A 24,926-nucleotide genomic window follows, 5' to 3' on the forward strand; every position below is an offset into this window, starting at 1 on the left:
GGCTTTATGGCTCGTAACACAGCAATCAACCGCTACCGGAACATTGGTATCTGTGCCCACGTTGACGCGGGCAAGACCACCACTACCGAGCGGATCCTGTTCTACACAGGTCTCAGCCACAAGATGGGTGAGGTGCACGACGGCGCTGCTACCACCGACTGGATGGTGCAGGAGCAGGAGCGTGGTATCACCATCACCTCCGCTGCGATCACGACCTTCTGGGAAGGTTCGCGCGGCCAGTACGACAAGTACCGCGTAAACGTCATCGACACCCCCGGCCACGTAGACTTCACCATTGAAGTTGAGCGCTCCCTGCGCGTACTGGACGGCGCCGTCGTTGTGTTCTGCGGCACCTCCGGCGTTGAGCCGCAGTCCGAGACCGTATGGCGTCAAGCCAACAAGTACGGCGTTCCGCGTATCGTTTACGTGAACAAGATGGACCGCGCCGGCGCCAACTTCCTGCGCGTCGTCGGTCAGATCAAGAACCGCCTGGGTCACACCCCGGTTCCGGTTCAGCTGGCCATCGGTGCAGAAGATGACTTCCAGGGTCAGGTTGACCTGCTGAAAATGAAGGCCATCTACTGGAACGAAGACGACAAAGGCACCTCCTATCGCGAGGAAGAAATTCCTGCCGATATGGTTGAGCTGGCCACCGAGTGGCGCAACAACATGGTCGAGGCTGCTGCCGAAGCCAACGAAGAGCTGATGAACAAGTACCTGGAAGAGGGCGAGCTGTCGATCGAAGAGATCAAGGCTGGCCTGCGTCTGCGTACCATCGCTTGCGAAATCGTACCGGCTGTCTGTGGCTCCTCGTTCAAGAACAAGGGCGTGCCCCTGGTTCTCGATGCCGTCATCGACTTCCTGCCTGCTCCGACCGAGATCCCTGCGATCCAGGGTATCCACCCGGATCACATTGACGACGGCGACGACGCTCCGAAAGACGAGCGTCCGGCTGACGACAATGCACCGTTCTCGGCTCTGGCATTCAAGATCGCCACTGACCCGTTCGTAGGTACTCTGACCTTCGTTCGCGTCTACTCGGGCGTTCTGGAGTCCGGTAACTCGGTTATCAACTCCGTGAAAGGCAAGAAAGAGCGCGTTGGTCGTATGGTGCAGATGCACGCCAACCAGCGTGACGAGATCAAAGAAGTACGCGCTGGCGACATCGCTGCTCTGATCGGCATGAAGGACGTCACCACCGGTGACACCCTGTGCGACATCGAGAAGCCGATCATCCTCGAGCGTATGGACTTCCCGGAGCCTGTGATCTCGGTAGCTGTTGAGCCGAAGACCAAGGCTGACCAGGAGAAGATGGGCATTGCCCTCGGCAAGCTGGCTCAGGAAGACCCGTCGTTCCGCGTCAAGACCGACGAAGAAACCGGCCAGACCATCATCTCCGGTATGGGTGAGCTGCACCTGGACATCCTCGTCGACCGCATGAAGCGTGAATTCGGCGTTGAGGCGAACATCGGCAAGCCGCAGGTTTCGTACCGCGAAACCATCTCGAAGGACAACATCGAGATCGAAGGCAAGTTCGTTCGTCAGTCTGGTGGTCGTGGTCAGTTCGGTCACTGCTGGATTCGCTTCTCGACTCCGGACGTGGACGACAAGGGCAACATCACTGAAGGCCTGGTCTTCACCAACGAAGTCGTGGGCGGTGTGGTTCCGAAGGAATACATCCCGGCCATCCAGAAGGGCATCGAAGAGCAGATGAAGAACGGCGTTGTTGCCGGCTATCCGCTGATCGGCCTGAAGGCTACCGTCTTCGATGGTTCCTACCACGACGTCGACTCCAACGAGATGGCGTTCAAGATCGCTGCTTCCATGGCGACCAAGCAGCTGGCCCAGAAGGGCGGCGGCAAGGTGCTTGAGCCGATCATGAAGGTGGAAGTGGTGACTCCTGAGGACTACATGGGTGACGTGATGGGTGACCTGAACCGTCGTCGTGGTCTGATTCAGGGGATGGAAGACTCGGTTTCCGGTAAGGTTATCCGTGCCGAGGTTCCGCTGGGCGAGATGTTCGGTTACGCAACCGACGTGCGTTCCATGTCCCAGGGTCGCGCTAGCTACTCCATGGAATTCTCCAAGTACGCTGAAGCTCCGGCGAACGTCGTCGAAGCTCTGGCTAAAAAACAAGCTTGATTCAGCTCTTTTAGTAGAGGTTACTCTCGTGGCTAAAGAAAAATTTGAACGTAACAAACCGCACGTCAACGTCGGCACCATCGGTCACGTTGACCACGGCAAAACCACTCTGACCGCTGCTCTGACCAAGGTCTGCTCCGAGACCTGGGGCGGTTCCGCTCGCGCTTTCGACCAGATCGACAACGCGCCGGAAGAGAAGGCTCGTGGTATCACCATCAACACCTCTCACGTTGAATACGACTCGCCGGTACGCCACTACGCTCACGTAGACTGCCCGGGTCACGCCGACTACGTGAAGAACATGATCACCGGTGCTGCCCAGATGGACGGCGCGATCCTGGTTTGCTCGGCTGCTGACGGCCCCATGCCGCAGACTCGCGAGCACATCCTGCTGTCCCGTCAGGTAGGCGTTCCCTACATTGTCGTGTTCCTGAACAAGGCCGACATGGTTGACGACGCCGAGCTGCTGGAACTGGTCGAAATGGAAGTTCGCGATCTGCTGAACACCTACGACTTCCCGGGCGACGACACTCCGATCGTGATCGGTTCCGCTCTGATGGCCCTGAACGGCCAGGACGATAACGAGATGGGCGTTTCCGCCGTGCGCAAGCTGGTAGAAACCCTGGACTCGTACATTCCTGAGCCCGAGCGCGCCATCGACAAGCCGTTCCTGATGCCGATCGAAGACGTGTTCTCGATCTCCGGCCGCGGCACCGTGGTAACTGGCCGTGTTGAGCGTGGCATCGTCAAGATCCAGGAAGAAGTGGAAATCGTCGGTATCAAGGCGACCACCAAAACTACCTGCACCGGCGTTGAAATGTTCCGCAAGCTGCTCGACGAAGGTCGTGCTGGTGAGAACGTTGGCGTTCTGCTGCGTGGTACCAAGCGTGAAGACGTAGAGCGTGGCCAGGTTCTGGCCAAGCCGGGCACCATCAAGCCGCACACCAAGTTCGAGTGCGAAGTGTACGTGCTGTCCAAAGAAGAAGGTGGTCGTCACACTCCGTTCTTCAAAGGCTACCGTCCGCAGTTCTACTTCCGTACCACCGACGTAACCGGCAACTGCGAGCTGCCGGAAGGCGTTGAAATGGTAATGCCGGGCGACAACGTGAAAATGGTTGTCACCCTGATCGCTCCGATCGCCATGGAAGATGGCCTGCGCTTCGCGATTCGCGAAGGCGGCCGTACCGTTGGTGCCGGCGTGGTTGCCAAGATCATCGAGTAATCGCTGATCTGCTCCAGAAAAAGGGACCCTTCGGGGTCCCTTTTTCGTTGAGTTGGTTAAATATTGACACCCCCTAGGCGCATCCGTACAATTGCGCCTCCTTTTAACGGGCGGAGTCCGTCCGTTGGGAATGGCAACTTGGAGTCTGAGGTCAAATGCAAAATCAACAAATCCGTATTCGGTTGAAGGCTTTTGATCACCGCCTGATCGACCAATCTACCCAGGAAATCGTGGAAACCGCGAAACGTACTGGCGCTCAGGTGCGTGGTCCGATTCCTCTGCCGACCCGCAAGGAACGTTACACCGTGCTGATTTCCCCGCACGTCAACAAGGACGCTCGTGACCAGTACGAAATTCGTACCCACAAGCGTGTTCTCGACATCGTTCAGCCGACCGACAAAACCGTCGACGCGCTGATGAAGCTCGACCTTGCTGCTGGCGTCGAAGTACAGATCAGCCTCGGCTAATGCCTTCGGCATTGGTCGTGTAACGCTCTGAAATGGGCGGCCATAGCGGGTGAAAGCCCCGTACACTAAAGAGGTTCTAAAGATGACAATTGGTGTTGTCGGTCGTAAGTGCGGCATGACCCGCATCTTCACCGAAGATGGTGTCTCCATTCCGGTCACGGTCATTGAGGTCGAGCCGAATCGCGTCACCCAGTTCAAAAACGAAGAAAGCGATGGCTATCGCGCTGTGCAGGTAACTGCTGGCGAGCGTCGTGCTTCTCGCGTGACCAAGGCTCAAGCCGGTCACTTTGCCAAGGCGAATGTCGCCGCCGGTCGCGGCGTGTGGGAATTCCGTCTGGGCGAAGAGGAGTTCAAGGCAGGCGATTCCATTTCTGTCGATCTGTTCCAGGCGGGCCAGCTGGTAGACGTTACCGGTGAGTCCAAAGGTAAAGGCTTCGCCGGTACCATCAAGCGCTGGAACTTCCGTGGTCAAGATAACACCCACGGTAACTCCGTTTCCCACCGCGTCCCGGGTTCCATCGGCCAGTGCCAGACTCCTGGTCGAGTGTTCAAGGGCAAAAAAATGTCGGGCCACATGGGTGCTGAGCGCGTAACCGTTCAATCCCTTGAGGTCGTGCGTGTCGATGCAGAGCGCAATCTGCTGCTGGTCAAAGGTGCCGTTCCCGGCGCTACCGGTGGTGATGTGCTGGTGCGTCCGGCAGCCAAGGCTCGCGGTTAAGAGAGGAAGCTGAGATGCAACTGAATGTAAATGGCGCTCAGGCGATCGAGGTTTCCGAGCGTACCTTTGGTAGCGAATTCAACGAGACCCTGGTTCACCAGGCAGTCGTCGCCTACATGGCTGGCGGTCGTCAGGGCACCAAGGCTCAGAAAACTCGTTCCGAAGTCTCCGGTGGTGGCAAGAAGCCGTGGCGTCAGAAGGGCACTGGTCGTGCTCGTGCTGGCACCATTCGTAGCCCCATCTGGCGTGGCGGCGGCGCGACCTTCGCGGCCAAGCCCCAGGATCACTCCCAGAAGCTCAACAAGAAGATGTACCGCGCTGCTCTGCGCTCCATCCTCTCTGAGCTGGTTCGTCTGGATCGTCTGGTTGTCGTTGCCGACTTCGCTGTCGACGCACCGAAGACCAAGGGTCTGGTCAGCAAGCTGGAAGGCCTGGGCCTGAAAGATGTACTGATCGTCACCGAAGGCGTCGATGAGAACCTGTACCTGGCAGCTCGCAACCTGGCCCACGTCGATGTGCGTGACGTCCAGGCTTCCGATCCGGTCAGCCTCATCGCCTACGACAAGGTGCTGGTCACCGTGTCTGCCGTGAAGAAGTTCGAGGAGCTGCTGGCATGAACCAGGAACGCGTATTCAAAGTGCTGCTGGGCCCGCATATCTCCGAGAAGGCCACTGGCCTGGCGGACGGCAACAGCCAATTCGTTTTCAAGGTTGCCACTGATGCAACCAAGCTGGAAATCAAGAAGGCCGTAGAAAGCCTGTTCGGCGTGAAAGTACGTCGCGTCACCACCCTGAACGTTCAGGGCAAGACCAAACGTACCGTTCGCGGCCTGGGCAAGCGTAACGACTGGAAAAAAGCGTACATCGCTCTCCAGCCGGGCCAGGATCTCGATTTCGCAGCTGGCGCTGAGTAAAGGGGTGCATCATGGCAATCGTTAAATGCAAACCGACTTCCGCTGGTCGTCGTTTCGTCGTCAAGGTAGTGAACCAGGACCTGCACAAAGGTGCTCCGTTCGCCCCCCTGCTCGAGAAGAAGTCCAAGTCGGGCGGCCGTAACAACAACGGTCGCATCACCACCCGTCATATCGGTGGTGGCCACAAGCAACACTATCGTCTGGTCGACTTCCGCCGCAACAAGGATGGCATTCCTGCCATCGTTGAGCGCGTCGAATACGATCCGAACCGTACTGCTCACATCGCTCTGCTGAAATACGCGGACGGCGAGCGTCGTTACATCATCGCCCCCAAAGGCGTGGTGGCTGGCGATCAACTGATCTCCGGTATCGGCGCTCCGATCAAGGCCGGCAACAACATGCCGCTGCGCAACATCCCGGTGGGTAGCACCATCCACGGTATCGAACTGAAGCCTGGCAAAGGCGCTCAGATCGCTCGCTCCGCTGGCGCTTCGGCTCAGCTGGTTGCCCGTGAAGGTGCCTACGTTACCGTGCGTCTGCGTTCCGGCGAAATGCGCAAAGTCCTGGCTGACTGCCGTGCGACCCTGGGCGAAGTCTCGAACTCCGAGCACAGCCTGCGTTCGCTGGGTAAAGCCGGTGCCAAACGCTGGCGTGGCGTTCGCCCGACCGTTCGTGGTGTTGCCATGAACCCGGTCGACCACCCGCATGGTGGTGGTGAAGGTCGTACCTCTGCTGGTCGTCATCCGGTATCGCCGTGGGGTCTTCAGACCAAGGGTAAGAAGACTCGCGCGAACAAGCGTACCGACAACATGATCGTCCGTCGCCGCAAGTAAATAGAGGGATACGACAGTGCCACGTTCTCTGAAAAAAGGTCCTTTTATCGATCTTCACCTGCTGAAGAAGATCGAAGTGGCGGTAGAAAAGAACGACCGCAAGCCGATCAAGACCTGGTCGCGCCGTTCTATGATCATGCCGCACATGGTTGGTCTGACCATCGCTGTCCACAACGGCCGTCAACACGTGCCGGTTCTGGTTAACGAAGACATGGTCGGTCACAAACTCGGCGAGTTCGCTGCTACCCGCACTTATCGTGGGCACGCTGCGGACAAGAAAGCCAAGCGTTAAGGGGTAAGGAAGATGGAAGTAGCCGCTAAGCTCTCGGGCGCTCGTATCTCCGCCCAGAAAGCCCGCTTGGTCGCCGACCAGATCCGCGGGAAGAAGGTGGGCGACGCGCTCAACCTCCTGGCTTTCAGCAACAAGAAAGCCGCCGAGATCATGAAGAAAGTGCTGGAGTCGGCCGTTGCCAACGCCGAGCACAACGAAGGCGCCGATGTAGACGATCTCAAAGTCTCCACCGTCTTCGTCAACGAAGGTCGTTCGCTCAAGCGCATCATGCCGCGTGCCAAAGGCCGTGCTGATCGCATCGTCAAGCGGTCTTGCCATATCACTGTCAAGGTTGCGGACAAGTAACGGAGTCGATCAGATGGGTCAGAAAGTACATCCCAATGGCATCCGCCTGGGTATCGTCAAGGAGCACACCTCCGTTTGGTACGCAGATAAACGCACTTACGCCGATTATCTGTTCGCCGACCTGAAGGTACGTGAGTATCTCCAAGACAAACTAAAAAGCGCGTCCGTAAGCCGTATCGATATCCATCGTCCGGCTCAAACCGCACGCATCACCATCCACACCGCTCGTCCCGGCATCGTGATCGGCAAGAAAGGTGAAGATGTTGAGAAGCTGCGTCAGGACCTGACCAAGCAAATGGGTGTGCCGGTGCACATCAACATCGAAGAGATCCGCAAGCCGGAGCTCGACGGTATGCTGGTTGCGCAAAGCGTAGCTCAGCAGCTGGAGCGTCGCGTTATGTTCCGTCGCGCCATGAAGCGCGCTGTACAGAACGCCATGCGCATTGGTGCCAAAGGCATCAAGATCCAGGTAAGCGGTCGTCTGGGCGGCGCTGAAATCGCTCGTACCGAGTGGTATCGCGAAGGTCGTGTGCCCCTGCATACCCTGCGCGCCGACATCGACTATGCAACCTACGAAGCGCACACCACCTACGGTGTGATTGGTGTGAAGGTTTGGATCTTCAAAGGCGAGGTCATTGGTGGCCGCCAGGAAGAGCTGAAGCCCCAAGCGCCCGCTCCTCGTAAAAAAGCTGCTAAGTAAGGAGTACGCAAATGCTGCAACCTAAGCGTACGAAGTTCCGCAAGCAAATGACCGGTCACAACCGTGGCCTGGCACATCGCGGTTCTAAAGTCAGCTTCGGCGAGTTCGCCCTCAAGGCAACCAGCCGCGGCCGTCTCACCGCACGTCAGATCGAGTCCGCGCGTCGTGCGCTGACCCGTCACGTAAAACGTGGTGGCAAGATCTGGATCCGTGTATTCCCCGACAAGCCTGTTACCAAAAAGCCCCTGGAAGTACGTATGGGTAAAGGTAAAGGCGGCGTCGAGTACTGGGTAGCTCAGATTCAACCGGGCAAGGTCCTGTACGAGATCGAGGGTGTATCCGAAGAGCTGGCGCGTGAGGCATTCGCCCTGGCTGCTGCAAAGCTGCCGCTCGCCACCTCCTTTGTTAAGCGGACGGTGATGTGATGAAAGCGAATGAACTTCGTGAAAAATCCGTTGAGCAGCTGAACGAGCAACTGCTCGGCCTGCTGCGCGACCAGTTCAATCTGCGTATGCAGAAAGCAACTGGCCAGTTGGGGCAGTCTCACCTGCTCTCGCAGGTTAAGCGCGACATCGCTCGCGTGAAAACTGTGCTCAACCAGCAAGCAGGTAAGTAATCATGGCTGAAGCCCAGAAAACCGTCCGTACGCTGACTGGCCGTGTCGTCAGCGACAAAATGGACAAGACCGTCACCGTTCTGATCGAGCGCCGTGTTAAGCACCCGATCTACGGCAAATACGTGAAGCGTTCGACCAAACTGCACGCCCACGACGAAACCAACCAGTGCCGCATTGGTGACCTGGTCACCATTCGCGAGACTCGTCCCCTGGCCAAAACCAAGGCCTGGACTCTGGTTGATATCGTCGAGCGCGCGGTTGAAGTCTAAGGGTCGGAGATAGAAGATGATTCAGACTCAATCCATGCTCGAAGTCGCTGATAACAGCGGCGCGCGTCGCGTAATGTGCATCAAGGTGCTCGGCGGTTCCCACCGCCGCTACGCCGGCATTGGCGACATCATCAAGGTCACCGTCAAGGAAGCAATTCCTCGTGGCAAGGTGAAGAAGGGCCAGGTAATGACTGCCGTGGTCGTTCGCACCAAGCACGGCGTACGTCGTACCGACGGTTCCATCATTCGCTTCGACGGCAACGCCGCCGTCCTGCTGAACAACAAGCAGGAGCCGATCGGCACCCGTATCTTTGGGCCCGTGACTCGTGAACTTCGTACCGAGAAGTTCATGAAGATCGTCTCCCTTGCCCCAGAAGTGCTGTAAGGAGTAGCCGTCATGCAAAAAATTCGTCGTGACGACGAAATCATCGTCATTGCCGGCAAGGACAAGGGCAAGCGTGGCAAGGTGCTGAAAGTTCTCGCCGATGACCGTCTGGTCGTTGGTGGCGTGAACCTCGTCAAGCGCCACACCAAGCCCAACCCCATGCTCAATCAGCAAGGCGGGATCGTCGAGAAGGAGGCGCCTCTGCACGTCTCCAACGTCGCCATCTTCAACGCTGAAACCAACAAGGCTGACCGCGTTGGCTTCAAGGTCGAAGACGGTAAGAAGATTCGTGTCTTCAAGTCGACCCAGAAACCGGTTCAGGCTTGAGGGAGCTAGGTAGATCACCATGGCACGATTGAAAGAAATTTATCGGAAGGAAATCGCTCCCAAGCTGAAGCAAGAGCTTCAGCTGGCGAACGTGATGGAAGTTCCGCGCGTTACCAAAATCACCCTGAACATGGGTCTTGGCGAAGCTGTCGGCGACAAAAAAGTCATCGAGAGCGCCGTAGCTGATCTGGAAAAGATCGCGGGTCAGAAGCCGATCGTGACTTACGCTCGTAAGTCCATCGCCGGCTTCAAGATTCGTGAAGGCTGGCCGATCGGCGTGAAAGTCACCCTGCGTGGCGATCGCATGTACGAGTTCCTGGACCGTCTGCTTTCGATCTCCCTGCCGCGCGTACGTGACTTCCGCGGTCTGAATGCCAAGTCCTTCGACGGCCGTGGCAACTACAGCATGGGCGTCAAAGAGCAGATCATCTTCCCGGAAATCGATTACGACAAGATCGATGCCCTCCGCGGTATGGATATCACTCTGACCACTACCGCGCGTTCGGATGATGAGGGTCGTGCTCTGCTGCGCGCCTTCAAATTCCCGTTCCGCAACTGATTGGAGTAGGACCATGGCTAAAGAGAGCATGAAGAACCGTGAGCTGAAGCGTCAGCGCACGGTAGCTAAGTACGCCAAAAAGCGTGCCGAGCTGAAAGCGATCATCGTTAATCCGAGCACCACTGCGGAAGATCGCTGGAATGCCCAGGTCGCCCTGCAGAAGCAACCGCGTGACGCGAGCGCCAGCCGCCTGCGTAACCGTTGCCGTCTGACCGGTCGTCCGCACGGCTACTACCGCAAGTTCGGCCTGAGCCGTAACAAACTGCGTGAAGCGGCAATGCGCGGTGACGTACCGGGCCTGGTGAAAGCCAGCTGGTAAGTACTAGACGGAGCTGGAAACAGCTCCGTTGATCGCTTTGCGAAGCAAGCCCCCTTGTGGGGCTTGATTCGTTTTTGAGCGATCTCTAGAATACCCGGCTCCCCCGAGCCCGGGTTTAGTTCGCCTGGCGTTATGAGGGCGAGTTGTGAAGTTGAAGGCTTATCTTTTGTATCAGGAGCATTAAGCCCATGAGTATGCAGGACCCGTTAGCAGACATGCTAACTCGCATCCGTAATGCCCAGATGGCTGAGAAGACCGTCGTGAGCATGCCGTCTTCCAAGCTGAAAGCGGCAGTCGCCAAAGTCCTCAAGGACGAAGGTTACATTGCGGATTTCCAAGTCACCGCCGAGGCCAAGCCTCTGCTGTCGATCGAGCTGAAGTACTTCGAAGGCAAGCCTGTCATCGAAGAAGTGAAGCGAATCAGCCGTCCTGGCCTGCGCCAGTACAAATCCGTAGACCAGCTGCCGAAAGTTCGCGGCGGCCTGGGCGTATCGATCGTCTCCACCAACAAAGGTGTGATGACTGACCGTGCTGCCCGTGCCGCTGGCGTCGGTGGCGAAGTGCTCTGCACTGTGTTCTAAGGGGAATCAGCATGTCTCGCGTTGCTAAGAACCCCGTCATTCTGCCCGCCGGCGTTGAAATCAAGCTGGCTGGTCAGGAACTTTCGATCAAGGGTGCCAAAGGCGCTCTGGAGCTGAAAGTACATCCGTCCGTAGAAGTCATTCAGGACAACGGTGAGCTGCGTTTCGCTGCGCGTAACGGCGACCAGCAGACCCGTGCCATGGCCGGTACCACCCGCGCTCTGGTCAACAACATGGTGATCGGCGTCAGCCAAGGCTTCGAGCGCAAGCTCCAGCTGGTTGGTGTTGGTTACAAAGCGCAGGCCAAAGGCCAAGTGCTGTCCCTGGCTCTCGGCTTCTCCCACCCGGTTGATTACGAACTGCCTGCCGGCATCGTCGCGGAAACCCCCAGCCAGACCGACATCCTGATCAAGGGTATCGACAAGCAGCTGGTTGGCCAGGTTGCCGCGGAAATCCGCGACTTCCGTCCGCCGGAGCCGTACAAAGGCAAGGGCGTGCGTTACGCCGACGAAGTCGTCCTTCGTAAAGAAGCCAAGAAGAAGTAGGGCATAGCAAATGAGCGTCAAGAAAGAAACCCGTCTGCGCCGCGCTCGCAAGGCTCGCCTGAAGATGCGCGAACTGGAAGCTGTACGCCTCTGCGTTTACCGCTCCTCCCAGCACATCTACGCCCAGGTTATTGCAGCCGACGGCGGCAAGGTCCTGGCCAGCGCCTCGACCCTGGACAAAGAACTGCGCGAAGCTGCCACCGGCAACGTCGACGCAGCCAAGAAAGTTGGTCAACTGGTCGCGGAACGCGCCAAGGCTGCCGGCGTCACTCAGGTGGCGTTCGACCGTTCTGGCTTCAAGTACCACGGTCGTATCAAGGCCCTGGCTGATGCCGCTCGTGAAGGCGGTCTGGAGTTCTAAGTTATGGCAAACAACGATCAAAAGCGCGACGAAGGCTACATCGAGAAGCTGGTTCAAGTGAACCGCGTCGCCAAAACCGTAAAGGGTGGCCGTATCTTCGCCTTCACCGCGCTGACCGTGGTTGGCGATGGCAAGGGCCGTGTTGGCTTCGGTCGTGGCAAGGCGCGTGAAGTGCCAGCCGCCATCCAGAAGGCAATGGAAGCTGCTCGCCGCAACATGATCCAGGTTGATCTGAACGGCACCACCCTGCAGTACCCGACCAAGTCCGCCCATGGCGCCTCCAAGGTGTACATGCAGCCGGCTTCGGAAGGTACCGGCATCATCGCCGGCGGCGCCATGCGCGCTGTCCTGGAAGTGGCCGGTGTGCAGAACGTTCTGGCTAAGTGCTACGGCTCCACCAATCCGGTGAACGTGGTCTACGCAACCTTCAAGGGCCTGAAGAACATGCAGTCCCCTGAGTCGGTAGCGGCCAAGCGTGGCAAGAGCGTCGAGGAGATTCTCTAACCATGGCAACCGTCAAAGTTACCTTGATCAAGAGCGTGAACGGCCGTCTGGCCAATCACAAGGCTTGCGTCAAAGGCCTGGGCCTGCGTCGCATTGGTCACACCGTAGAAGTTCAGGACACTCCTGAAAATCGCGGCATGATCAACAAGGCCTACTACCTGCTGCGTGTGGAGGGTTAATCCATGCAACTGAACGATCTGCGTTCCGCGCCGGGTGCCCGTCGCGAAAAGCACCGTCCGGGCCGTGGCATCGGTAGCGGTCTGGGCAAGACCGGTGGCCGTGGTCACAAAGGTCAAACCTCCCGCTCCGGTGGCTCCATCGCTCCGGGCTTCGAGGGTGGTCAGCAACCGCTGCACCGTCGTCTGCCGAAGTTCGGCTTCAACTCGCTGAAGGCCCTGGATCGCGCAGAAGTGCGTACCTCCGAGCTGGCCAAGGTCGAGGGTGATGTCGTAACCGTGCAGGCCCTGAAGGATGCCAACGTGATTAACCAGAACGTACAGCGTGTAAAAGTCATGCTGTCGGGCGAAGTTACTCGCGCGGTAACCCTGAAAGGCATCGGCGCCACCAAAGGCGCTCGTGCGGCTATCGAAGCAGCTGGCGGCAAAATCGAGGACTAAATGGCTAAGCAAGGTGCTCTCTCTGCGCTGAGCAACGGTGGTGGTTTGTCCGAGCTCTGGGCACGTCTGCGTTTCCTGTTCCTGGCGATCATCGTCTATCGGATCGGCGCGCACATCCCAGTTCCGGGCATCAACCCTGATCGCTTGGCGGCACTGTTCCGGCAGAACGAGGGGACCATTCTTAGCCTCTTCAACATGTTTTCCGGCGGCGCGCTGGAGCGCATGAGTATTTTTGCACTGGGGATCATGCCGTACATCTCGGCATCGATCATCATGCAGCTCATGACCGCTATCAGCCCGCAGCTGGAGCAGTTGAAGAAAGAGGGTGAGTCTGGGCGTCGCAAGATCAGCCAGTACACCCGCTACGCAACTCTCGTCCTGGCACTTGTCCAGGCCATTGGCATGTCCATTGGTCTGGGTAGCCAGGGCGTGGCCTTCTCCAACGACTTCGGCTTCTACTTCGTGTCGGTCACCACCTTCGTGGCGGGTGCACTGTTCATGATGTGGCTGGGTGAGCAGATCACCGAGCGGGGTGTCGGCAACGGCATCTCCATGTTGATCTTCTCCGGTATCGTCGCAGGTCTGCCCCGAGCAATCGGTCAGTCCTTCGAGTCCGCGCGTCAAGGTGATATCAATATCTTCGCCCTGATCGCCATCGGCCTGCTGGCCGTGGCCATCATCGCGTTCGTTGTGTTCATCGAGCGTGGTCAGCGCCGTATCGCCGTGCATTACGCCAAGCGCCAGCAAGGTCGCAAGGTGTTTGCCGCCCAAACGAGCCATCTGCCGCTGAAAGTGAATATGGCGGGTGTGATTCCCGCGATCTTCGCCAGCAGCATCCTGCTGTTCCCGGCATCCCTGGGTGCCTGGTTCGGTCAGTCGGAAGGCCTGGGTTGGCTGCAGGACGTCGCGCAAGCGATTGCTCCTGGTCAGCCGCTGAACATTCTGCTGTTTAGTGCAGGGATCGTTTTCTTCTGCTTCTTCTACACAGCGCTGATGTTCAACCCGAAAGACGTGGCGGAAAACCTCAAGAAGTCCGGTGCATTTATTCCGGGTATTCGTCCGGGCGAACAGTCGGCTCGCTACATTGATGGCGTACTGACCCGTTTGACCATGTTCGGTGCCCTGTACATGACGGCTGTGTGCCTGCTGCCCCAGTTCCTGGTCGTAGCTGCCCACGTACCGTTCTACCTTGGCGGGACCTCGTTGCTGATCGTGGTCGTGGTTGTGATGGACTTTATGGCCCAAGTACAATCGCACCTCGTTTCTCACCAGTACGAATCCCTCATGAAGAAAGCCAACCTGAAGGGCTATGGCAGCGGCCTGCTGCGCTGACCCGTAAGGTTCGAGGAGTCACTGATGAAAGTTCGTGCATCGGTTAAGAAGCTGTGCCGTAACTGCAAGATCGTCCGTCGCGAAGGCGTCGTTCGTGTGATCTGCAGCTCGGAGCCGCGTCACAAGCAGCGCCAAGGCTGAGTGTGATTCACGCGTGATAGCCCGGCAGCTAGTGTGCTGCCGGGTTGATTATTTGTTTTTACAGCGCTAATATCCGCGCCCTTTCTTGGCTTCCCGGGCGCAGGGTAGCTGTCAATTGGAGTTTTTCTGAATGGCCCGTATTGCAGGCGTAAACATTCCGGATAACAAGCACACTGTTATCTCGCTGACCTACATCTATGGTGTTGGTCGCACTACCGCACAGAGCATCTGTGCAGCCACCGGCATCAGCCCGGCTGTAAAGATCAAAGAACTGAGCGAAGAGCAGATTGATTCGCTGCGTACCGAGGTGGCCAAGCTGACCACCGAAGGTGACCTGCGTCGCGAAATCAACATGAACATCAAGCGTCTGATGGACCTCGGTTGCTACCGCGGTCTGCGTCATCGTCGTGGTCTGCCGGTTCGCGGTCAGCGTACCAAGACCAACGCGCGCACCCGTAAGGGCCCGCGTAAGCCGATCCGCAAGTAATCGCTTAGGAATCTAGTCATGGCAAAACCTGCTGCTCGTCCTCGTAAGAAAGTCAAAAAGACGGTGGTTGACGGGATCGCGCATATCCACGCGTCCTTCAACAACACCATCGTTACCATTACTGATCGTCAGGGCAACGCTCTGTCCTGGGCCACTTCCGGTGGTTCGGGCTTCCGCGGCTCGCGTAAGAGCACCCCGTTCGCTGCCCAGGTAGCGGCCGAGCGTGCCGGCCAGGCTGCTCTGGAATACGGTCTGAAGAACCTTGACGTCAACGTCAAAGGCCCGGGCCCGGGTCGCGAATCGGCTGTTCGTGCGCTGAATGCCTGCGGTTACAAGATCGCCAGCATCACCGACGTAACCCCGATCCCGCACAACGGCTGCCGTCCGCCGAAAAAGCGTCGCGTGTAATAGGAGACAGTGAGAAATGGCTCGTTACATTGGTCCCAAGTGCAAACTGTCCCGCCGCGAAGGCACTGATCTTTTCCTGAAGAGCGGCGTTCGTGCCCTCGACTCGAAATGCAAGGCAGAACAAGTTCCCGGTCAGCATGGTCAGCGTCGTGGTCGTCTTTCCGACTACGGTCTGCAGCTGCGCGAGAAGCAAAAAGTTCGCCGCATCTACGGCGTCCTCGAGCGTCAATTCCGTGGCTACTATCAGGAAGCGTCCCGCCGCAAGGGCTCCACGGGTGAAAACCTGCTGCAGCTGCTTGAGTGCCGTCTGGACAACGTCGTCTACCGTATGGGCTTCGGTTCCACTCGTTCCGAATCCCGTCAGCTGGTGTCCCACAAGACCATCAGCGTCAACGGCCAGACCGTAAACGTACCGTCCTACCAGGTCAAAGTTGGCGACGTCGTTGCTGTTCGCGAGAAATCGAAGAACCAGCTGCGTATCGCTCAAGCTCTGGACCTGTGCGCCCAGCGCGGTCGCGTTGAGTGGGTCGACGTGGACACCGACAAGAAAGCTGGCACCTTCAAAAGTGTCCCGGCTCGTGCCGATCTGTCCGCCGACATCAACGAAAACCTGATTGTCGAGCTCTACTCCAAGTAAGGGCTAGAAAATAGGTGCATCCATGCAGAGTTCGGTAAATGAGTTCCTGACCCCCCGCCACATCGATGTGCAGGTGGTCAGCCAAACCCGCGCCAAGATCACTCTCGAGCCTCTCGAGCGTGGTTTCGGCCATACTTTGGGCAACGCGCTGCGTCGCATCCTGTTGTCCTCCATGCCCGGCTGTGCAGTAGTCGAGGCCGAGATCGACGGCGTACTCCACGAGTACTCCGCCATCGAAGGTGTGCAGGAAGATGTCATCGAGATCCTGCTCAACCTGAAAGGCCTGGCCATCAAGCTGCACGGCCGTGACGAAGTGACGCTGACCCTGGCGAAAAAGGGCTCGGGTGTGGTGACCGCTGCCGATATTCAGCTGGATCATGATGTCGAGATCGTCAACGGTGACCATGTTATCGCCCACCTGGCCGATAACGGCGCGCTGAACATGAAGCTGAAAGTCGCTCGTGGCCGTGGCTACGAGCCGGCTGATGCCCGCTCGAGCGATGAAGACGAAAGCCGCAGCATTGGCCGTCTTCAGCTCGATGCCTCGTTCAGCCCCGTACGTCGTGTTGCCTACGTGGTCGAGAACGCCCGTGTCGAACAGCGTACCAACCTGGACAAGCTGGTCCTCGATCTGGAAACCAACGGCACCCTGGACCCTGAAGAGGCTATCCGTCGCGCCGCTACCATCCTGCAACAGCAGCTGGCAGCGTTCGTGGACCTCAAAGGCGACAGCGAGCCCGTCGTTGAAGAGCAGGAAGACGAGATCGATCCGATCCTGCTGCGTCCGGTCGATGACCTGGAGCTGACCGTTCGTTCGGCCAACTGCCTGAAGGCGGAGAACATCTACTACATCGGTGACTTGATTCAGCGCACCGAAGTAGAGCTGTTGAAAACTCCGAACCTGGGCAAGAAGTCCCTGACCGAAATCAAGGACGTTCTGGCCTCTCGCGGTCTGTCCCTCGGTATGCGCCTCGATAACTGGCCGCCGGCAAGTCTTAAGAAAGACGACAAGGCTACTGCCTGATCGTCGTAGCTACCGAACGTAAAGTTTGGAAAGGAATTGAACCATGCGCCATCGTAAAAGTGGTCGTCACCTGAGCCGTACCAGCTCGCACCGCAAGGCCATGTTCCAAAACATGGCTGTGTCGCTGTTCGAGCACGAGCTGATCAAAACCACCCTGCCCAAAGCCAAAGAACTGCGTCGCGTTGCCGAGCCGCTGATCACCCTGGCTAAAGTGGATAGCGTTGCCAACCGTCGTCTCGCTTTCGACCGTACCCGTTCGAAAGAAGCCGTAGGCAAGCTGTTCAACGAACTGGGCAAGCGCTACGCCAACCGTCCGGGCGGCTACCTGCGCATCCTGAAGTGCGGCTTCCGCGCCGGCGACAATGCCCCCATGGCATACGTCGAACTGATTGACCGCGCTGTTGGCGGCCAAGCAGTAGAAGCTGCAGAGTAAGGCTTACGCCTTAATAAAAAACCGGGCCTTGTGCCCGGTTTTTTATCGCCTATTGAAAAGTTTTCTCTATCGATCGGCTCGAATCAATAAATTGGCTGATCCATACCCTTGTCACCGATCCTTAACGACGCCGACTTCTACTGCTTGCTGAGCTGGGTCAACAGCCGCAACGCCGGTGGAGGCGCTTAATTGTCCGATTGGGATGTCGGGCCGCGCTCACAGCCTTCGTGATTCGCCGGCCAATGAACACCCCGCCGTTGAGGAGAGTAACGATGAGTGACAACACCCGCCTGACGACCGCTGCCGGAGCGCCGGTCGCCGATAACCAGAACGTCCAGACCGCCGGCCCGCGGGGCCCGATGCTGCTGCAGGACGTCTGGTTCCTGGAGAAGCTGGCGCACTTCGATCGCGAAGTCATTCCTGAGCGCCGTATGCATGCCAAGGGCTCTGCAGCCTACGGCACTTTCACTGTCACCCACGACATCACTCGCTACACGCGCGCCAAGCTGTTCTCTCAGGTCGGCAAGCAGACCCCGCTGTTCCTGCGCTTTTCCACCGTCGCTGGCGAGCGCGGTGCGGCGGATGCCGAGCGTGATATCCGCGGCTTCGCCCTGAAGTTCTACACCGATGAAGGCAACTGGGACCTGGTCGGCAACAATACCCCGGTCTTCTATTTCCGCGACCCGCTGAAATTCCCCGACCTGAACCACGTGGTGAAGCGTGACCCGCGCACCAACCTGCGCAACGCCACGCTGAAGTGGGACTTCTTCTCGCACCTGCCTGAAGCTCTGCACCAACTGACCATCGACTTCAGCGACCGTGGCCTGCCGCGCAGCTACCGCCACGTCCACGGTTTCGGCAGCCACACCTTCAGCTTTATCAATGCCAGCAACGAGCGGTTCTGGGTCAAGTTCCACTTCAAGACCCAGCAAGGCATTGAGAACCTGAGCAACGATGAAGCCGCGAAGCTGGTTGGCGCCGACCGGGAGAGCTCCCAGCGCGACCTGTACGACGCCATCGAACGCGGTGATTTCCCGCGTTGGACGATGTACGTGCAGATTATGCCGGAGAAGGAAGCCGCCACTTACCGTTACAACCCGTTCGATCTGACCAAGGTCTGGCCGCACGGCGACTACCCGCTCATCGAGGTGGGTTACTTCGAGCTGAACCGCAACCCGGCGAATTACTTCGCCGAGGTCGAGCAGTCCGCGTTCAGCCCGGCAAACATCGTCCCCGGCATTGGATTCTCGCCCGACAAGATGCTCCAGGGCCGCCTATTCTCCTACGGCGATGCGCACCGCTACCGCCTGGGCGTGAACCATCACCAGATCCCGGTGAACGCCGCGCGCAACAATCCGCGCATCTACCACCGCGATGGCGCCATGCGGGTGGACGGCAACAACGGCGACATGACGGTCACCTACGAGCCGAACAGCTTCAACCAGTGGCAGGAGCAGCCGGATTACTCCGAGCCGCCGCTGACTCTGGAAGGCAGCGCGGATCACTGGAACCACCGTGTCGACGATGACTACTACAGCCAGCCGGCCGCGCTGTTCCGTCTGTTCGATGAGGCGCAGCGGCAGCGTCTGTACGCGAACATTGCCGGTGACATGGCAGGCGTGCCGGAAGCCATCCAGCGTCGCCAGCTCGCACTGTTCTTCAAGATCGACCCGGCCTACGGCGAAGGCGTCGCCAAGGCCCTGGGACTGAAGCTCGACTAAGCTCAAACTGTTCCACCAGCCGCCCTCTTCGGAGGGCGGTTGCGTTTGGGGAGCATTGTGGACTTGACCCCGGTCATGGCCACTCGCGACCATAGCGCCGTTTAATTCGCTGTCACGTCCCAGGGAGAAGGCTGATGCAAGGCCACGCCGAGGTTATCGATTATCTCAATACGCTGCTGACCGGTGAGTTGGCCGCTCGCGACCAGTACTTCATCCATTCGCGCATGTACGAGGACTGGGGCTTCACCAAGCTCTACGAGCGTCTCAACCACGAGATGGAAGAGGAAACCCAGCACGCCGATGCCCTGCTGCGCCGCATCCTGTTGCTCGAAGGGACCCCGCGCATGCGCCCGGACGACATCCACCCGGGCAAGACGGTGCCGGAGATGCTCGAAGCCGACCTCAAGCTCGAGCGCCATGTGCGCGCCGCACTGGCGAAGGGCATCGCCCTGTGCGAGAAACACAAGGACTTCGTCACCCGCGATATCCTGCGCGTGCAACTGACCGATACCGAGGAAGACCACGCCTACTGGCTGGAGCAGCAACTCGGCCTGATCGCCAAGATGGGCCTGGAGAATTACCTGCAGTCGCAGCTCTGATTCGCCAGCCGTAAAGAAAAAGCCCCTGCGCCGATTGGCGACAGGGGCTTTTTCATGCCAGCACAGATCAGGCCCGATCACGCTCCAGCAGCGGCTTGAGGAAGTGCCCGGTGTGCGACACCGCCAGTTCCGCGACCTGCTCCGGCGTGCCGGTGGCGATGATCTGGCCGCCCTTGGAGCCGCCCTCGGGGCCAAGGTCGACCAGCCAGTCGGCGGTCTTGATCACGTCCAGGTTGTGTTCGATCACCACCACGGTGTTGCCGTGGTCGCGCAGGCGGTGCAGCACGTCCAGCAGTTGCTGGATATCCGCGAAGTGCAGGCCGGTGGTCGGCTCGTCGAGGATGTACAGCGTCTTGCCGGTATCGCGCTTGGACAGCTCGCGGGACAGCTTCACCCGTTGCGCCTCGCCGCCGGACAGCGTGGTCGCGCTCTGGCCGAGCTTGATGTACGACAGGCCGACGTCCATCAGCGTCTGCAGCTTGCGGGCGATGGCCGGCACGGCGTCGAAGAACGCGCGGGCGTCCTCGATGGTCATGTCCAGCACCTCGGTGATGCTCTTGCCCTTGTAGCGGACTTCCAGGGTTTCGCGGTTGTAGCGCTTGCCCTTGCAGACGTCGCAGGGGACGTAGATGTCCGGCAGGAAGTGCATCTCCACCTTGATCACGCCATCGCCCTGGCAGGCCTCGCAGCGGCCACCCTTAACGTTGAACGAGAAGCGCCCCGGACCGTAGCCGCGCGAACGGGCTTCCGGCACGCCGGCGAACAGCTCGCGGATCGGCGTGAACAGCCCGGTGTAGGTCGCCGGGTTGGAGCGCGGGGTGCGGCCGATCGGGCTTTGGTCGATGTCCACCACCTTGTCCAGGTGCTGCAGGCCATCGAACGAGTCGTAGGGCGCGACTTCCAGCGTGGTGGCGCCATTGAGTGCGGTAGCGGTGATCGGGAACAGGGTGTTGTTGATCAGCGTCGACTTGCCCGAACCCGAAACGCCGGTGATGCAGGTGAACAGGCCAACTGGGATTTCCAGGTTGACGTTCTGCAGGTTGTTGCCGCGCGCGCCCTTGAGCTTGAGCAATTGCTTCTTGTTGCGCGGGGTGCGTTCGGCGGGCACGACGATCTTGGTGCGGCCGGAGAGGTAGGCACCAGTAACCGAATCGGGGTGGTCCATGACCTGTTGCGGGGTGCCCTCGGCGACGATCTGCCCGCCGTGTACGCCGGCGCCTGGACCGATGTCCACGACGTAGTCGGCGAGGCGGATGGCGTCCTCGTCGTGCTCGACCACGATCACCGTGTTGCCCAGGTTGCGCAGGTGGGTGAGGGTACCCAGCAGGCGCTCGTTGTCGCGTTGGTGCAGGCCGATGGAGGGTTCGTCGAGGATGTACATGACGCCCACCAGACCCGCGCCGATCTGGCTGGCGAGGCGGATGCGCTGGGCCTCGCCGCCGGACAGCGTGTCGGCGCTGCGGTCGAGGGTCAGGTAATCGAGACCGACGTTGACCAGGAACTGCAGGCGCTCGCGGATTTCCTTGAGGATCTTCGAGGCGATCTCGCCGCGGCGACCGGTGAGGGTCAGGCTCTCGGCGTACTCGCAGGCGGTGCCTACCGGCATCGAGGTGATCGCCGGCAGGGTCTTGTCGCCGACCCATACATGGCGCGCTTCGCGGCGCAGACGAGTGCCGTGGCAGTCCGGGCAGGGCTGGGTGCTGAGGAACTTGGCCAGTTCCTCGCGCACGGTGGCCGATTCGGTTTCGCGGTAACGGCGCTCCAGGTTCGGCAGGATGCCCTCGAACGGGTGCGCGCGCTTGACGATGTCGCCACGGTCATTGAGGTAGCGGAACTCAACGTTCTCGCGGCCCGAGCCGTTGAGGATGAACTTCTGGTGCTCCGGGTCGAGCTCCTGGAAGGGCTCTTCCAGGCTGAAGCCGAAGTGCCCGGCCAGCGAGCCGAGCATCTGGAAGTAGTAGACGTTGCGCCTGTCCCAGCCGCGGATCGCGCCTTCGGCCAGGGTCAACTCGCCGTTGACCACCCGGCGCGCGTCGAAGAATTGCTTCACGCCCAGGCCGTCGCAGGTCGGACAGGCGCCGGCCGGGTTGTTGAAGGAGAACAGCTTGGGTTCCAGCTCGCTGATCGAATGACCGCAGATCGGGCAGGCGAAGCGCGCAGAGAAGATGATTTCCTCTCCTTCTTCGTCATCCATGGGGGCGACGAGAGCGATGCCGTCCGCCAGGTTGATCGCGGTCTCGAAGGATTCCGCCAGGCGCTGCTGCAGGTCGCCGCGCACCTTGAAGCGGTCCACCACCACGTCGATGGAGTGCTTGAGCTTCTTGTCCAGCTTCGGCACTTCGTCCAGCTCGTAGAGCTTGCCGTTGACGCGGGCACGGACGAAGCCCTGGGCGCGCATCTCGTCGAACACTGCCAGGTGCTCGCCCTTACGCTCACGGATCACCGGGGCGAGCAGCATCAAGCGGCGGCCCTCGGGCAGGGCCAGCACCTGGTCGACCATCTGGCTGACGGTCTGCGCCTCCAGCGGGATGTCGTGGTCCGGGCAGCGCGGAATACCCACGCGGGCATAGAGCAGGCGCAGGTAGTCGTAGATCTCGGTGATGGTGCCCACGGTGGAACGCGGGTTGTGGGAGGTGGATTTCTGCTCGATGGAGATCGCCGGCGACAGGCCTTCGATGGTGTCGACGTCGGGCTTTTCCATCATCGAGAGGAACTGCCGGGCGTAGGCCGACAGGGATTCCACGTAGCGGCGTTGGCCCTCGGCGTAGAGCGTGTCGAAGGCCAGGGAAGACTTGCCGGAACCGGACAGGCCGGTGATCACGATCAGCTTGTCGCGCGGGAGGGTCAGGTCGATGTTCTTCAGGTTGTGGGTACGTGCCCCACGGATGAGGATCTTGTCCACAGCGGCCTCGCATGGCGGGCGAAAACTATCGATTATACGGGGCGTGACAGGTACGCGGCAAAGTAGCGCGTGTGTGCCCTTGGACCTTTGGGCTGGTAGAATGCGCGGCTATTTTTCGGCGTTGGCGACAGCCGGCCCTTTGCGGCTTGGAAGGCCGCGCCGTCACGGGAGCCATTCAGCGCATTCCCGACATCCGTCTTCCCACGAGGGGCTTATGCACGATTCCCACACTGAGCGCATGAGTGGCACAGAACTCCGGGCGACCTCCGGCCTGGCCCTGCTCTATGCCTTCCGTATGCTTGGCATGTTCATGCTGCTGCCGGTCATGATGACCTACGGTATGGAACTGGCGGACGCGACGCCGGCGCTGATCGGCTTCGCCATGGGCGCCTATGGCCTGACCCAGGCGGTGCTGCAGATTCCGCTGGGCACGCTGTCCGACCGCATCGGCCGCCGCGCGATCATCGTTGTCGGCCTGCTGGTGTTCGCCGTTGGCGCTGCCGTTGCGGCCAGCTCCGACACCATCTGGGGCGTCATCGCCGGCCGGGTGATCCAGGGCGCCGGGGCGATTTCCGCCGTGGTCATGGCACTGCTCTCCGACCTGACCCGCGAACAGCACCGGACCAAGGCCATGGCCATCATCGGCATGAGCATCGGTGTTTCCTTCGCCGCCTCGATGGTCGCCGGCCCCGTGTTGACCCACTGGTTCGGCCTGCACGGGCTGTTCTGGTTCACCTCCGGCATGGCCCTGGTGGGCATCCTGATCATTCTCTTCATGGTGCCGGTGCCCGATCACCGCATGCAGCACCGTGAGTCCAGCGTTGCCAAGCAGTCGCTGATCCCGACCCTGAAGAACGGCGACCTGCTGCGCCTGGATGTCGGCATCCTGGTCCTGCACGCGATTCTCATGGCGAGCTTCGTCGCGCTGCCGCTGGCACTGGTGGAGCGCGCCGGGCTGCCCAAGGAGCAGCACTGGTGGGTCTACCTGACGGCGCTGCTGATCGGCTTCTTCGCCATGGTCCCGTTCATCATCTATGCCGAGAAGAAACGCCAGATGAAACGCGTGCTGGCCGGCGCGGTGGCGACCCTGATGCTCTGTGAACTGTTCTTCTGGGAGTTCGGCAACAGCCTCAAGGAACTGGTGTTCGGCATCGTCGTCTACTTCACCGCATTCAATCTTCTGGAGGCTTCGCTGCCTTCGCTGGTGAGCAAGGTGTCGCCGGCCGGCGGCAAGGGCACGGCGATGGGCGTGTACTCCACCAGCCAGTTCCTCGGCGCCGCGGTAGGTGGCATCCTCGGTGGCTGGATGTACCAGCACGGCGGGCTCGACGGGGTGTTCATCGGCTGCGCGGTGCTGGCTGCCATCTGGCTGGCGATTGCTGTTACCATGCGCGAACCGCCTTATGTAACGAGTATTCGCCTGCCTCTTTCCGATGAGGCCCTGCGCGATGCTTCGTTGGCTGAGCGTTTCAAGGCATTGCCCGGTGTGAGCGATGTGATGGTGGTCGTTGAAGAAGCGGCCGCTTATGTCAAAGTGGATTCCCAACAAGTTGATCGCACGTCCCTCGAGCGCCTCGCCGGTGCCGAGCAGGCGACGTGCTGAAGCCTTTAGGAGAGCGTCATGGCCCGTGGGGTTAACAAAGTCATTCTGGTGGGTAACGTCGGTGGCGATCCGGAAACCCGTTACATGCCCAACGGCAACGCGGTGACCAACGTCACCCTGGCCACCAGCGAGAGCTGGAAGGACAAGCAGACCGGCCAGCAGCAGGAGCGTACCGAGTGGCACCGCGTGGTGTTCTTCGGTCGCCTGGCGGAGATCGTCGCCGAGTACGTGCGCAAGGGTTCGCAGATCTACGTCGAAGGCAGCCTGCGCACTCGCAAGTGGCAGGGCCAGGACGGTCAGGACAAGTACACCACCGAAATCGTGGTCGACATCAACGGCAACATGCAGCTGCTCGGCGGCCGTCCGGGCGCCGGTGGTGACGACGCTCCGCGCGCTCCCCGCGAGCCGCAACAGCAGCGTCCGCAGCAGGCCCAGCGCCCTGCGCCGCAGCAGCAGTCCCAGCCCGCGCCGCAACCGGCTCCGGACTACGACAGCTTCGACGACGATATTCCGTTCTAACCCGAACGATTCGTCTCTCAAGAGCGCAGCCTTCGAGCTGCGCTTTTGCGTTTCTGGGACGCTCGTTTTGGCGAATGTTCGTAAAAGTCTTTCTCGGGGGCAGCTATTTAATTAGCTAGCTAACTGAATGATTCTGGAGCTGCCTTGATGTACGGCAAAACCGGAGAAGAAAAGACATGAGCATTACAGTGACCGAGCGTGACGACGACCATAAATCCCGCGAGTTCCGCGCCCACGGAGGGCGTTGCTGGGATGTGTACCAGGAGGGGCAATTGGTCGGCATCTTCCATACCGAAGGCGAGGCGCAGGCCTACCGGGTTTCCCTGGAGCTGGAAGCGCGCTACCGCCACGCGGCAGAGTTCTAAAGAGTAAAAAGCCCCGTGGCGACGGCCGCGCCACGGGGCT

General features: G+C 59.7%; 36 protein-coding genes. 35 read left to right on the forward strand and 1 reads right to left on the reverse strand.

The genetic code is table 11. The features are described from left to right. Nucleotides 1-6: 6 nt before the first annotated feature. The 32 genes from fusA (at nucleotide 7) to bfr (ending at nucleotide 19,497) form a co-directional block, all read left to right on the forward strand. A complete protein-coding gene (fusA, locus tag JVX91_RS08560) occupies nucleotides 7-2,142 on the forward strand; it encodes an elongation factor G (protein WP_192435059.1) in 2,136 nt (711 codons plus the stop codon). 28 nt (nucleotides 2,143-2,170) lie between these two features. Continuing rightward, nucleotides 2,171-3,364 (forward strand): elongation factor Tu, encoded by a 1,194-nt coding sequence (gene tuf, locus JVX91_RS08565; protein ID WP_054910987.1) that lies wholly within the window; start codon nucleotides 2,171-2,173, stop codon nucleotides 3,362-3,364. Nucleotides 3,365-3,519: 155 nt separating this feature from the next. Continuing rightward, complete coding sequence (gene rpsJ, locus JVX91_RS08570; protein ID WP_003243886.1) at nucleotides 3,520-3,831, forward strand: 30S ribosomal protein S10; 312 nt, start codon at nucleotides 3,520-3,522, stop codon at nucleotides 3,829-3,831. An 82-nt stretch (nucleotides 3,832-3,913) separates the two neighbouring features. Continuing rightward, a complete protein-coding gene (gene rplC / locus JVX91_RS08575) occupies nucleotides 3,914-4,549 on the forward strand; it encodes a 50S ribosomal protein L3 (RefSeq protein WP_024767389.1) in 636 nt (211 codons plus the stop codon). Nucleotides 4,550-4,563: 14 nt separating this feature from the next. Continuing rightward, nucleotides 4,564-5,166 carry a 50S ribosomal protein L4 gene (gene rplD, locus JVX91_RS08580; protein WP_017521904.1) on the forward strand — a complete coding sequence of 201 codons (603 nt, stop codon included), beginning with the start codon at nucleotides 4,564-4,566 and terminating at the stop codon, nucleotides 5,164-5,166. Then, nucleotides 5,163-5,462: a 50S ribosomal protein L23 gene (gene rplW, locus JVX91_RS08585; RefSeq protein WP_015475322.1), complete on the forward strand. Its 300-nt coding sequence runs from the start codon at nucleotides 5,163-5,165 to the stop codon at nucleotides 5,460-5,462. Before rplD ends, rplW begins: the two co-directional genes overlap by 4 nt. Before the next feature lie 11 nt (nucleotides 5,463-5,473). Beyond that, the gene (rplB, locus tag JVX91_RS08590; RefSeq protein ID WP_024767388.1) at nucleotides 5,474-6,295 is read left to right on the forward strand and encodes a 50S ribosomal protein L2; all 822 of its coding nucleotides are present in this window, start codon (nucleotides 5,474-5,476) and stop codon (nucleotides 6,293-6,295) included. Nucleotides 6,296-6,311: 16 nt separating this feature from the next. After that, nucleotides 6,312-6,587: a 30S ribosomal protein S19 gene (gene rpsS, locus JVX91_RS08595; protein WP_017521902.1), complete on the forward strand. Its 276-nt coding sequence runs from the start codon at nucleotides 6,312-6,314 to the stop codon at nucleotides 6,585-6,587. A gap of 12 nt (nucleotides 6,588-6,599) precedes the next feature. Continuing rightward, nucleotides 6,600-6,932 carry a 50S ribosomal protein L22 gene (rplV, locus tag JVX91_RS08600; RefSeq protein WP_015475325.1) on the forward strand — a complete coding sequence of 111 codons (333 nt, stop codon included), beginning with the start codon at nucleotides 6,600-6,602 and terminating at the stop codon, nucleotides 6,930-6,932. Nucleotides 6,933-6,945: 13 nt separating this feature from the next. Further along, a complete protein-coding gene (rpsC, locus tag JVX91_RS08605) occupies nucleotides 6,946-7,632 on the forward strand; it encodes a 30S ribosomal protein S3 (protein ID WP_024767387.1) in 687 nt (228 codons plus the stop codon). A gap of 11 nt (nucleotides 7,633-7,643) precedes the next feature. Beyond that, complete coding sequence (gene rplP, locus JVX91_RS08610; protein ID WP_009617163.1) at nucleotides 7,644-8,057, forward strand: 50S ribosomal protein L16; 414 nt, start codon at nucleotides 7,644-7,646, stop codon at nucleotides 8,055-8,057. Further along, a complete protein-coding gene (rpmC, locus tag JVX91_RS08615; protein WP_003093720.1) occupies nucleotides 8,057-8,248 on the forward strand; it encodes a 50S ribosomal protein L29 in 192 nt (63 codons plus the stop codon). The genes rplP and rpmC overlap by 1 nt, the downstream gene beginning before the upstream one ends. A gap of 2 nt (nucleotides 8,249-8,250) precedes the next feature. Then, entirely contained in the window at nucleotides 8,251-8,517 is a 267-nt protein-coding gene (gene rpsQ, locus JVX91_RS08620; protein ID WP_009617165.1) for a 30S ribosomal protein S17, read from the forward strand. 16 nt (nucleotides 8,518-8,533) lie between these two features. Beyond that, complete coding sequence (rplN, locus tag JVX91_RS08625) at nucleotides 8,534-8,902, forward strand: 50S ribosomal protein L14 (RefSeq protein WP_017521901.1); 369 nt, start codon at nucleotides 8,534-8,536, stop codon at nucleotides 8,900-8,902. 12 nt (nucleotides 8,903-8,914) lie between these two features. Continuing rightward, entirely contained in the window at nucleotides 8,915-9,229 is a 315-nt protein-coding gene (rplX, locus tag JVX91_RS08630; RefSeq protein WP_184593967.1) for a 50S ribosomal protein L24, read from the forward strand. Between the two features lie 19 nt (nucleotides 9,230-9,248). Beyond that, complete coding sequence (gene rplE, locus JVX91_RS08635; protein WP_205338865.1) at nucleotides 9,249-9,788, forward strand: 50S ribosomal protein L5; 540 nt, start codon at nucleotides 9,249-9,251, stop codon at nucleotides 9,786-9,788. A 13-nt stretch (nucleotides 9,789-9,801) separates the two neighbouring features. After that, on the forward strand, nucleotides 9,802-10,107 hold the full coding sequence (gene rpsN, locus JVX91_RS08640) for a 30S ribosomal protein S14 (protein WP_024767384.1): 306 nt from the start codon (nucleotides 9,802-9,804) through the stop codon (nucleotides 10,105-10,107). A 188-nt stretch (nucleotides 10,108-10,295) separates the two neighbouring features. Then, nucleotides 10,296-10,688: a 30S ribosomal protein S8 gene (gene rpsH / locus JVX91_RS08645; RefSeq protein WP_015475331.1), complete on the forward strand. Its 393-nt coding sequence runs from the start codon at nucleotides 10,296-10,298 to the stop codon at nucleotides 10,686-10,688. 11 nt (nucleotides 10,689-10,699) lie between these two features. Then, nucleotides 10,700-11,233 (forward strand): 50S ribosomal protein L6, encoded by a 534-nt coding sequence (rplF, locus tag JVX91_RS08650; protein WP_015475332.1) that lies wholly within the window; start codon nucleotides 10,700-10,702, stop codon nucleotides 11,231-11,233. Nucleotides 11,234-11,243: 10 nt separating this feature from the next. Next, the gene (rplR, locus tag JVX91_RS08655) at nucleotides 11,244-11,594 is read left to right on the forward strand and encodes a 50S ribosomal protein L18 (protein WP_017521897.1); all 351 of its coding nucleotides are present in this window, start codon (nucleotides 11,244-11,246) and stop codon (nucleotides 11,592-11,594) included. A 3-nt stretch (nucleotides 11,595-11,597) separates the two neighbouring features. After that, a complete protein-coding gene (gene rpsE, locus JVX91_RS08660) occupies nucleotides 11,598-12,098 on the forward strand; it encodes a 30S ribosomal protein S5 (protein WP_009617173.1) in 501 nt (166 codons plus the stop codon). A 2-nt stretch (nucleotides 12,099-12,100) separates the two neighbouring features. Then, entirely contained in the window at nucleotides 12,101-12,277 is a 177-nt protein-coding gene (gene rpmD, locus JVX91_RS08665) for a 50S ribosomal protein L30 (protein WP_016490545.1), read from the forward strand. A 3-nt stretch (nucleotides 12,278-12,280) separates the two neighbouring features. Beyond that, nucleotides 12,281-12,715 (forward strand): 50S ribosomal protein L15, encoded by a 435-nt coding sequence (gene rplO, locus JVX91_RS08670; protein ID WP_152219918.1) that lies wholly within the window; start codon nucleotides 12,281-12,283, stop codon nucleotides 12,713-12,715. Continuing rightward, on the forward strand, nucleotides 12,716-14,047 hold the full coding sequence (gene secY, locus JVX91_RS08675; RefSeq protein ID WP_024767080.1) for a preprotein translocase subunit SecY: 1,332 nt from the start codon (nucleotides 12,716-12,718) through the stop codon (nucleotides 14,045-14,047). A 24-nt stretch (nucleotides 14,048-14,071) separates the two neighbouring features. Continuing rightward, nucleotides 14,072-14,188: a 50S ribosomal protein L36 gene (rpmJ, locus tag JVX91_RS08680; RefSeq protein ID WP_045215308.1), complete on the forward strand. Its 117-nt coding sequence runs from the start codon at nucleotides 14,072-14,074 to the stop codon at nucleotides 14,186-14,188. Nucleotides 14,189-14,318: 130 nt separating this feature from the next. Further along, nucleotides 14,319-14,675 carry a 30S ribosomal protein S13 gene (gene rpsM / locus JVX91_RS08685; protein WP_024767079.1) on the forward strand — a complete coding sequence of 119 codons (357 nt, stop codon included), beginning with the start codon at nucleotides 14,319-14,321 and terminating at the stop codon, nucleotides 14,673-14,675. A gap of 18 nt (nucleotides 14,676-14,693) precedes the next feature. Next, the gene (gene rpsK, locus JVX91_RS08690; protein WP_003093689.1) at nucleotides 14,694-15,083 is read left to right on the forward strand and encodes a 30S ribosomal protein S11; all 390 of its coding nucleotides are present in this window, start codon (nucleotides 14,694-14,696) and stop codon (nucleotides 15,081-15,083) included. 16 nt (nucleotides 15,084-15,099) lie between these two features. Then, nucleotides 15,100-15,720: a 30S ribosomal protein S4 gene (gene rpsD, locus JVX91_RS08695; RefSeq protein WP_205338866.1), complete on the forward strand. Its 621-nt coding sequence runs from the start codon at nucleotides 15,100-15,102 to the stop codon at nucleotides 15,718-15,720. 22 nt (nucleotides 15,721-15,742) lie between these two features. Beyond that, nucleotides 15,743-16,744: a DNA-directed RNA polymerase subunit alpha gene (gene rpoA, locus JVX91_RS08700; RefSeq protein ID WP_009617182.1), complete on the forward strand. Its 1,002-nt coding sequence runs from the start codon at nucleotides 15,743-15,745 to the stop codon at nucleotides 16,742-16,744. 43 nt (nucleotides 16,745-16,787) lie between these two features. Further along, on the forward strand, nucleotides 16,788-17,177 hold the full coding sequence (gene rplQ, locus JVX91_RS08705; protein WP_169942325.1) for a 50S ribosomal protein L17: 390 nt from the start codon (nucleotides 16,788-16,790) through the stop codon (nucleotides 17,175-17,177). A 272-nt stretch (nucleotides 17,178-17,449) separates the two neighbouring features. After that, nucleotides 17,450-18,898: a catalase KatA gene (gene katA / locus JVX91_RS08710; RefSeq protein ID WP_205338867.1), complete on the forward strand. Its 1,449-nt coding sequence runs from the start codon at nucleotides 17,450-17,452 to the stop codon at nucleotides 18,896-18,898. 134 nt (nucleotides 18,899-19,032) lie between these two features. After that, entirely contained in the window at nucleotides 19,033-19,497 is a 465-nt protein-coding gene (bfr, locus tag JVX91_RS08715) for a bacterioferritin (protein WP_138520039.1), read from the forward strand. A 67-nt stretch (nucleotides 19,498-19,564) separates the two neighbouring features. Here the strand turns inward: bfr and uvrA are convergent, their stop codons facing one another. Next, on the reverse strand, nucleotides 19,565-22,399 hold the full coding sequence (gene uvrA / locus JVX91_RS08720) for an excinuclease ABC subunit UvrA (RefSeq protein WP_205338868.1): 2,835 nt from the start codon (nucleotides 22,397-22,399) through the stop codon (nucleotides 19,565-19,567). Between the two features lie 214 nt (nucleotides 22,400-22,613). On the opposite strand from uvrA, the gene JVX91_RS08725 reads away from it, so the two are divergent. The 3 genes from JVX91_RS08725 (at nucleotide 22,614) to JVX91_RS08735 (ending at nucleotide 24,886) form a co-directional block, all read left to right on the forward strand. Continuing rightward, complete coding sequence (locus JVX91_RS08725) at nucleotides 22,614-24,002, forward strand: MFS transporter (RefSeq protein ID WP_169942317.1); 1,389 nt, start codon at nucleotides 22,614-22,616, stop codon at nucleotides 24,000-24,002. A gap of 18 nt (nucleotides 24,003-24,020) precedes the next feature. After that, nucleotides 24,021-24,521, forward strand: a complete 501-nt coding sequence (gene ssb / locus JVX91_RS08730) for a single-stranded DNA-binding protein (protein ID WP_081517086.1) — start codon at nucleotides 24,021-24,023, stop codon at nucleotides 24,519-24,521. Nucleotides 24,522-24,697: 176 nt separating this feature from the next. Continuing rightward, nucleotides 24,698-24,886: a hypothetical protein gene (locus JVX91_RS08735; RefSeq protein ID WP_205338869.1), complete on the forward strand. Its 189-nt coding sequence runs from the start codon at nucleotides 24,698-24,700 to the stop codon at nucleotides 24,884-24,886. Nucleotides 24,887-24,926 lie beyond the last annotated feature (40 nt).

It is taken from the genome of Pseudomonas sp. PDNC002 (assembly GCF_016919445.1).
GTDB lineage: Bacteria > Pseudomonadota > Gammaproteobacteria > Pseudomonadales > Pseudomonadaceae > Pseudomonas.

Bases quoted from the DNA above. Each gene is read 5' to 3' on its own strand.
- fusA (WP_192435059.1), top strand. From the start codon at position 7: ATGGCTCGTAACACAGCAATCAACCGCTACCGGAACATTGGTATCTGT.
- rpsJ (WP_003243886.1), top strand. From the start codon at position 3,520: ATGCAAAATCAACAAATCCGTATTCGGTTGAAGGCTTTTGATCACCGC.
- rplC (WP_024767389.1), top strand. From the start codon at position 3,914: ATGACAATTGGTGTTGTCGGTCGTAAGTGCGGCATGACCCGCATCTTC.
- rplD (WP_017521904.1), top strand. From the start codon at position 4,564: ATGCAACTGAATGTAAATGGCGCTCAGGCGATCGAGGTTTCCGAGCGT.
- rplW (WP_015475322.1), top strand. From the start codon at position 5,163: ATGAACCAGGAACGCGTATTCAAAGTGCTGCTGGGCCCGCATATCTCC.
- rplB (WP_024767388.1), top strand. From the start codon at position 5,474: ATGGCAATCGTTAAATGCAAACCGACTTCCGCTGGTCGTCGTTTCGTC.
- rplV (WP_015475325.1), top strand. From the start codon at position 6,600: ATGGAAGTAGCCGCTAAGCTCTCGGGCGCTCGTATCTCCGCCCAGAAA.
- rpsC (WP_024767387.1), top strand. From the start codon at position 6,946: ATGGGTCAGAAAGTACATCCCAATGGCATCCGCCTGGGTATCGTCAAG.
- rplP (WP_009617163.1), top strand. From the start codon at position 7,644: ATGCTGCAACCTAAGCGTACGAAGTTCCGCAAGCAAATGACCGGTCAC.
- rpmC (WP_003093720.1), top strand. From the start codon at position 8,057: ATGAAAGCGAATGAACTTCGTGAAAAATCCGTTGAGCAGCTGAACGAG.
- rpsQ (WP_009617165.1), top strand. From the start codon at position 8,251: ATGGCTGAAGCCCAGAAAACCGTCCGTACGCTGACTGGCCGTGTCGTC.
- rplN (WP_017521901.1), top strand. From the start codon at position 8,534: ATGATTCAGACTCAATCCATGCTCGAAGTCGCTGATAACAGCGGCGCG.
- rplX (WP_184593967.1), top strand. From the start codon at position 8,915: ATGCAAAAAATTCGTCGTGACGACGAAATCATCGTCATTGCCGGCAAG.
- rplE (WP_205338865.1), top strand. From the start codon at position 9,249: ATGGCACGATTGAAAGAAATTTATCGGAAGGAAATCGCTCCCAAGCTG.
- rpsN (WP_024767384.1), top strand. From the start codon at position 9,802: ATGGCTAAAGAGAGCATGAAGAACCGTGAGCTGAAGCGTCAGCGCACG.
- rpsH (WP_015475331.1), top strand. From the start codon at position 10,296: ATGAGTATGCAGGACCCGTTAGCAGACATGCTAACTCGCATCCGTAAT.
- rplF (WP_015475332.1), top strand. From the start codon at position 10,700: ATGTCTCGCGTTGCTAAGAACCCCGTCATTCTGCCCGCCGGCGTTGAA.
- rplR (WP_017521897.1), top strand. From the start codon at position 11,244: ATGAGCGTCAAGAAAGAAACCCGTCTGCGCCGCGCTCGCAAGGCTCGC.
- rpsE (WP_009617173.1), top strand. From the start codon at position 11,598: ATGGCAAACAACGATCAAAAGCGCGACGAAGGCTACATCGAGAAGCTG.
- rpmD (WP_016490545.1), top strand. From the start codon at position 12,101: ATGGCAACCGTCAAAGTTACCTTGATCAAGAGCGTGAACGGCCGTCTG.
- rplO (WP_152219918.1), top strand. From the start codon at position 12,281: ATGCAACTGAACGATCTGCGTTCCGCGCCGGGTGCCCGTCGCGAAAAG.
- secY (WP_024767080.1), top strand. From the start codon at position 12,716: ATGGCTAAGCAAGGTGCTCTCTCTGCGCTGAGCAACGGTGGTGGTTTG.
- rpmJ (WP_045215308.1), top strand. From the start codon at position 14,072: ATGAAAGTTCGTGCATCGGTTAAGAAGCTGTGCCGTAACTGCAAGATC.
- rpsM (WP_024767079.1), top strand. From the start codon at position 14,319: ATGGCCCGTATTGCAGGCGTAAACATTCCGGATAACAAGCACACTGTT.
- rpsK (WP_003093689.1), top strand. From the start codon at position 14,694: ATGGCAAAACCTGCTGCTCGTCCTCGTAAGAAAGTCAAAAAGACGGTG.
- rpsD (WP_205338866.1), top strand. From the start codon at position 15,100: ATGGCTCGTTACATTGGTCCCAAGTGCAAACTGTCCCGCCGCGAAGGC.
- rpoA (WP_009617182.1), top strand. From the start codon at position 15,743: ATGCAGAGTTCGGTAAATGAGTTCCTGACCCCCCGCCACATCGATGTG.
- rplQ (WP_169942325.1), top strand. From the start codon at position 16,788: ATGCGCCATCGTAAAAGTGGTCGTCACCTGAGCCGTACCAGCTCGCAC.
- katA (WP_205338867.1), top strand. From the start codon at position 17,450: ATGAGTGACAACACCCGCCTGACGACCGCTGCCGGAGCGCCGGTCGCC.
- bfr (WP_138520039.1), top strand. From the start codon at position 19,033: ATGCAAGGCCACGCCGAGGTTATCGATTATCTCAATACGCTGCTGACC.
- JVX91_RS08725 (WP_169942317.1), top strand. From the start codon at position 22,614: ATGCACGATTCCCACACTGAGCGCATGAGTGGCACAGAACTCCGGGCG.
- ssb (WP_081517086.1), top strand. From the start codon at position 24,021: ATGGCCCGTGGGGTTAACAAAGTCATTCTGGTGGGTAACGTCGGTGGC.
- JVX91_RS08735 (WP_205338869.1), top strand. From the start codon at position 24,698: ATGAGCATTACAGTGACCGAGCGTGACGACGACCATAAATCCCGCGAG.